This window comes from Candidatus Lokiarchaeota archaeon (assembly GCA_014730275.1).
GTDB lineage: Archaea > Asgardarchaeota > Thorarchaeia > Thorarchaeales > Thorarchaeaceae > WJIL01.
Window position 1 is genome coordinate 1 of record WJIL01000032.1, and the last position, 6,779, is coordinate 6,779.

Annotated in this window: 5 protein-coding genes; all 5 read right to left on the reverse strand. The window is 47.4% G+C overall.

The window, feature by feature from the left end:
• Positions 1 to 422 (reverse strand): hypothetical protein (locus GF309_04450; GenBank protein MBD3158017.1); only part of this gene is annotated, 422 nt, incomplete at its 3' end.
• A complete protein-coding gene (gene cas3 / locus GF309_04455) occupies positions 419 to 2,533 on the reverse strand; it encodes a type I-D CRISPR-associated helicase Cas3' (GenBank protein MBD3158018.1) in 2,115 nt (704 codons plus the stop codon). The genes cas3 and GF309_04450, both read right to left, overlap by 4 nt.
• The gene (cas5d, locus tag GF309_04460) at positions 2,534 to 3,211 is read right to left on the reverse strand and encodes a type I-D CRISPR-associated protein Cas5/Csc1 (protein ID MBD3158019.1); all 678 of its coding nucleotides are present in this window, start codon (positions 3,209 to 3,211) and stop codon (positions 2,534 to 2,536) included.
• Positions 3,212 to 3,229: 18 nt separating this feature from the next.
• Positions 3,230 to 4,213: a type I-D CRISPR-associated protein Cas7/Csc2 gene (gene cas7d / locus GF309_04465; GenBank protein MBD3158020.1), complete on the reverse strand. Its 984-nt coding sequence runs from the start codon at positions 4,211 to 4,213 to the stop codon at positions 3,230 to 3,232.
• Positions 4,158 to 6,779, reverse strand: a 2,622-nt coding sequence (locus tag GF309_04470) for an HD domain-containing protein (protein ID MBD3158021.1), incomplete at its 5' end; no start/stop codon positions are given. The genes GF309_04470 and cas7d, both read right to left, overlap by 56 nt.

The following is a 6,779-nucleotide window of genomic DNA, read 5'->3' on the forward strand; positions in this document are numbered from 1 at the left end:
AAGCTGGCTGTCTCGTATCGTACCCCAACAAGGTCGCAATGGGTGTAACCAATTCGGACCGGCTCATCGCTGAGTTTCATAACAGCTTCGAGGAGTGAGGTATTCACGTCTTTTGATAGAGAGGATAGTCTGAAGGTGAGTTTCTGACCGGGATGCAACCGCCACAGGTGCTTAGACATCTGTGCTTGCTTGGAGAATCTCACCGGTGCAATGGAGTAGGGCCGCGTGGATTGACCGTCATGAAGAGCATTAACAACCTCTGGGTCCACTTGCTTGAGAAGATTGAGGAACGCCCCACGGATGAGGTGTCCTGTGAATTTGTTCACGCGCCCTTTCTCGCTGGGTGTTATATCGAACTCGATGTTCAGCATATCAGAAGCGCCCATCTTTGGATGCTCAGTCATCTTGTCGGACTGTGTCATGAATTCTCGCCCTCTTGGAATTTATCATATGCAGCCAATGCTACAAGAGCGTTTCCCCCGAAGTAAACCCTTCCCCCACGAGATCCTCCTACGACCGGATAGGAGGGTATACGCCAACCGATTTTCTTCGCTGTTGATTTATCCACTATCGCGTAGAGCTCATTCTCAAAGAGATTATCAGCAACTTCTTCAGGATCTCGGAGTCCATCAAATCCGATATCAGTTCCGAGGAAATCTTTCGTATTGATTCCTACAACTGGTGCAAACGGAATCTTGTTCGGTAGGGCATCATATCTCATCTTAACGAAACGGGATTTATCCTTCATGTAGCCAAACACCTGAGATATGCATACCGGCCTATGATAGCGGACATGAGAGCTATACTCTGCCATCAGGTTATCAATGGTTGATTTCTGATTGTCAGTATCAAGTTCTCCTTTGGCTGCATAAATGTACTTCTTCGCATCGTCGTTGTCGTTACCGAACAGTTTGTATTTCTGGGCTCGTCGCAGGATTCGGTACAGCGGAGAGAAATACACCGGGAATAAACCTCTGCGCTCCGCTACGTAGTCTCGTACCAGGGCGCTTGCATCTGTACTCCGTAATGTGACAAGTGTGTCTGCTGATTTCTCTATATGCTCCTTCCATTCGGGCTTGATGCTGCTAGTATCGGTTTGAGGATATGCTTCATCGAGAAACTCCAGCAATTCATCCTCATTCACATAGGTTCCGCCTGCGGGTGTAGCTGAAATCATATCAACCAGATTGCTGACGAAATGCTCTGCTTCCATGCGGGCATATGGCGATTCAAGATACCATAGCCCTGGGTCCTCGTCGGAGAAGCCATCCTCTATGTATTGCATCATGTTGCTTCTTGATTTGACATCCTCCACATAGGTGTCAAAATATCGGTAAACATACTTAGGAGCGAAAAGCAACGCACGGCCGGAGCGGTGACGACCAACACGACCAATACGCTGAACAGCCGAGGATGCCGACCAGGCCTGAAACAGAAGATACGACGTGTCGAAATCAATACCAACTTCGATTGCACTGGTTCCCACAAGAACGAGTGCCGATTCACGTTCGCGCCTGATATTTTGCGGTACCAATCCGTGGCTTTCTTTGATCTCTCCATCTTCGAACTCTTCTGATGCTAGAAGCATCTCGGTGAGGGACCGGGCATCGATGACGGAGTTCAAAATAACGCAAGCAGGGAGATAATCACTTGCTTTGTTTTCTTCTCTCAAAGTGGCAAGTTCATCTCTTCTTTCTATCAGGTAGTCCGCCATTTGTTTCAGGTCATCGTCATTTTCTGGGAGGATTGAGAAATCGACTTCATGGATGACTTGCCTTCCGCTGTCTGCTTCCTGTGCGGTTACTGGTTGGGGCGTCTGCATGTCCGAAGCAGCAGCCACATGGTTCAGATAGCGCTCAAGTCCTGAGTGAGGTGTTGCAGTCATGAGCAGAATTCTCGAGAACATTCCAAGAAAGCCAGCAAAACATAGGTCAAAGTACAGCGCTGACAGTTCGCGAAGTTCGTAGTAGTGGAATTCATCAAGCACAAGCGTAGAATATGATCCAAGTACGTTGAGTACCCGAGCTGCCTGCTCATTGTACCTTCCACGTCCGTACTTGAACCTCAGAACAAGGTGGAGTGTATCGGGATTGGTAAGTATGAATTTTGGCTTGTCTTTGAGTGGAGGACGGAGGTTGTCAGCCAGCGCTTTGCTCTTTGATCTGTAGTCTTCCTCGGTTATCAGCCGGCGCATTTCAGCAGAATGAACCCGTACAATGTCTGGCTCTTCAACTCCCAGCGCCCTGCAGGTTTTTCTGATGCTCTGCTGCTGATTATCAATCAACTCATTTGTCGGGTACACCATCACTGCTCGCTTTGGTGATGATTCGACAACTCCCATAACGGCGATTGCTGTCTTTCCCATTCCAGTTCCAGCGTGGATTTGAAGCAGGCATTTATCTTCGGTCCTGAGCTGTTCAACAGCATCCGCCTGGTATTCGTAAAGATTGAATTTGCCCATCACTTCATCTGAGTGTAACAGATGGACTCCAGGGATCTTATACTTCAGCTCGGGGGTTTCATTACTGGCCATTCAGTTTGCCTCGGCTCGGAGATGCTTCGGAATAGGTACCACGGTTCGCTCCCCGTCGTGTGTGAAAGTAATATGAGGGGCTGTAACTTCCATGCTCATAGCGACGGGGGTTGGAAACATCATCGTCATGTCAGCACTGTCAACAATGTCGTTGGCTGATAAATCGAGAAGATTGAAACAGACACCCGTTTGAATAGGTTGCTCCGGTTCGCTCTCGATAGACTCAATCTCAAGCTCCGTTGATTCGATTTGTGATATACAGGACTTCTTGCCAACTCGTACGTATGGCGGGATATCGCCTTCTCGCGAGAATACGAGGAATTCGAACGTAGAGGACTGCGGAGCGATTTTCCTGTTTCTTCCCATGGCTGGGACATTGTAGTTTGATTGGGTTTGATTCGTTCTGGTACAAATCGCATTGTAGGTGTGAGTCACAAAGCGAGGTGTGTCATTGGGAACTGCTGGTGTCGCGTAGTTATCGAAGGTCTCCAGTTCATCGTAGTTCGGTTCGTAGCCCTTCACCATGACATGGAATTGGTCCGCCAGCGCATATGTTAGCGCGTAATTATGGATGACCGGATCGATGCTGGTGAGGGTATTGAACTCCTTTGATACGAAGAATAGGAAATCATCTGGGATGAGGCTACACTTGAACAAACGGAGCTCGTCAACCGTCACTGTCTGTACCTTCCGTTATTATCCTTCTATGGTTTTACGGAACGCCAGAGCCTTCTCGTACATGCCATCTATCCAGTCTTCTGTTGGAGAGCTCTCTTTGAGTGCCTTCTCAAGTTCTGGGATTTTGTCCTTTGAGTACACCTTGTGAACTCGTGCTTCAGGTAGATCGGACAGGGAAACCTCATGAACAACACCGAAGATGCTATCATAGGTAAGATCTGCATCGTCGTTCTCTGCAACAAGATTGCCATACGTGTCCATTGTCAGCTGCAATGCCGAGAACTCCTCCGTACCGGAAAGGACAAGGCCCAGCAACCGATTGTCAATGACTCCGAGTCCTCGTGTCTCTGCACCGTACCGTGTTGTATTCAACATGGCGTAAAGGTAGAACTTGAGCTCATCAAGAGTCGGCGCTAGGAGAGTAACAACCGACAGGAACGAGGTATCAGGTTTCACAAGCTCACGTTCTCCCAGTGCCTGCCCCGTCTTTGTGGTCTTCTCATTCACGGCATTGAAGGTGATACTTTCCACCACGTCCTCAAATGGCATAACAGAGAAAGCAGTCTGATACAATATTCGAGATTTGATAGAAATATCATCGACTTCGGTTTTGGTACTTATTCCTCCATTCAATGCACATACAGGACAAGACAGACAAAGCTCATCTTTCAGGTAACATTCTTTATTCTGCGGGAATGCCCGGAGAATCTTACTTTGATGTCGCCTTTCAACGGCCTTCTGTTTTGAAGCCAGAATGAGAGCACGCTCAATGACTTCATCACTACCGTCGTATGCCGGTGTGGCCACACTGTTCGTGTATTTATCTGCTTCAGTTCTGAAGGCAGCATAGTCTTTTGTTGTTCGGAGTAGCGCCACACTTGCATATTTGGCAGGTGCAAGAGGGCTGGGTTCTCCGACAAACCAATCTTTCTGATTGTCTAATAACTCAATCTTCACTTGAATTACCTCCTTTCTTCTTTCTAAATCGTTTACTGATTGCAATGAGTCGCTTCAGATACACAGCATATCGGAGATCATCTAAGCGATCCTTCCTCTCACGAGGGCCTACTGTGCTCAGCTCGTCTGCAAGAGTTTTACAGACCTCCAGAATAGGCTCTGCTGCGTCAAACTGTACGTAGTCGCCTTCGTTGAGCTGTTGGAGCTGTCTATGAACTCGCCCCGCAATCGCTTGGATGTCTTCCTCATCTGGAGTTGTGTTTTTCCTAAATTCATCGTATAGAGCATTCATTGGACCCAAGACAGAATGCATGGATTTCGTATATCCACCGGGTCTGTAATACTCATCTAGTATGTTCGATATTTCATCAGCTAATGTTGTCATTTCTCTATCACCTAAAAGAATTGTAAGAATCTGAATTTCACTATCAGTTAGTATGTTCGATTTCTTATCCAGCATAATACGTTGGGCCAATTGCCCGGGGTGAACTTCAAGAGCCCGCATTATCCCGTTCCGGTTTGAGAGGTTTGCATAGAGCTGGGCTCGATGTGCCGCTGCAAGTTTGAGAAAGATATCCGAAGCATCTTCGAGTGGAATAACACCCTTCCGCAAATCCAAGTGTCGGAGAAGGGTAGCAGTAGGTTCAAACTCAACCGCCCCTTTCTTCTCACGGATCGAGATTACGTCAAGTCCGGATATGATTTTCACTCGAACATCGAGCAACATATGAAGTGCCAATGCTTGGATTAGGATTCTCGCCATAACATCTGAGTCAGAACCATCGCTGTCCGGGTATGTTGACATCAGAACGAAGTTACCCACTACATTGCTTGAAATTTCGAAGTAATCACGGTCTGCGGAGCTTATCATCTCCAATCGCTTCTCGAGCTCGATTGAATACTCAAGGAGCTGTTTTTCGAGAAGCCATTTCACTGTCTTGGCTGGTCGTCTATCAATCTTTGATAGTGCATTCTTTGCTAGTTTTGCCAGACTGTGAGCATCACTTGGCGAAAGCGACATCTGGGGCATCAGGACATAGGCGTAGCCCTTGTTCTTTCGTAGAATGCCTTCCAGAATGCAGAGGATGCATACGTTGACATTTGCCAGTCTTCTTCCGCCTTGGCCGCCGTTGATGAATTTCTTGGTGCCACTTCCAACACCTGCGGCAATGGCTTTCGTGCCAGGAGCTGCTGTTCCACAGATTGGGCACCGGATATCTCCATCACGAGAGCCCATGGCGTTCTTCTTTGCGCCCTTGTACGTTTCCATGAATTCCTGTGCTATGTGATGATATGTTGAGGGATTGTTCTTGGTCTCTGAAGCCACTTGGTTGAGTAATGTTGGGTGATTGATATCGTGAAGCAGAGCCTTGAGGTAGGAATCCAATTCTGGTGATTCTATGGGTGCAAATTCATTCGTCTCTCCCAAGTCAGGAATCCGGTGAACGAGGTCCTTGTAGCCCTTGTAGATGCTCTCGAGACCCTCCTCAACGGGTAGTGTTGTAAGAGCTCGTGGCGCATGACCATGTTTTTCGAGTCTTTCTGAAACTTGCTTCATAGAATCAGTCCAGAAATCATAGGACATCGGCAATCCTATTTCGCCGAAATCAATTCCAAAAGCATCTTCTTCCGCCTCAGCCAGCTGATTGAGAATTTTCTCTGTTCTGTCGGCTGGAAGCTCTAGGTTCTCTATTTTCCTTCGAAGGGCGTTTTGTAGTGTGGAGATAAATCGTAACAGGATCGCTCGCTTCTGATCGTCTTCTTTTCCAGGTAGATCACTAATAACCGTTGTTCCATATCTGGCAAGTCTGTCCAATGTATCAAGCGCAACAAGTGCGTCATTTGCAATCATCGACCTGTTGATTTGGAGGGCAACGCCACTCTGGAGAAACTCGTCGCTGAACATCTGATTCTCAAGGATTTTTCGAATATTTCGATAGGCTGCTTTTTCTAATTTGTCTTTGTCAAGAGGATCTGTTCCAACAAACAGGCACCCTTCAGGATGAAATGCTATGGGGTCATAATCCTGGTCTTCGAATGCTTGTTGGAATCCCCTATGCAGAATGTAGCTCAAAACCCCGCGTGCTGTCTGAAGTGAATAGTATTCGAAATGAAAATTAGCTTCATCGATTAGAGAGTTGAAATCCTCATGTTGAGTTGCTTTCAGTCCATCCTTTGGGCTATTGCTTGATGCGATCCAATCCGCTAAGCGTACTATGAGACCTAAATTCACGAGGTCGGGAAGGTCTCCCCCTTCCACTTTCCGTAACGCCCTGTGTTGAGATATGGTCTCGCCTGCTCCACGATGAGTCTCAACTACTATAGCATACACTTTGGCTATAATAGCTGAGATTTTGGCTATATCATCGGAGTCCTTGTATGGAGTATCCGCCAGGAAATCGTGGAGTTGCTCTTTGGTTGGCAGATGAGTTACTTTGGATCCGCCTTTCAAAGATTCTTGGAAGGCTTCCTGTTCTTTCCCGAGGTCATGAGCAAATGCTGCAGCCTGCAGAAGCGATATGGTTTCTGAGTCGAAATCGATTTTCTCAGCGAGCGCTGTTGCGATGCCACTTACCGCTTTTGAATGAGCTAGCAGGCTTTGGTCGCCGGA

Coding starts and splice junctions, on each gene's coding strand:
- cas3 (MBD3158018.1), bottom strand. CDS start 2,533: ATGGCCAGTAATGAAACCCCCGAGCTGAAGTATAAGATCCCTGGAGTC.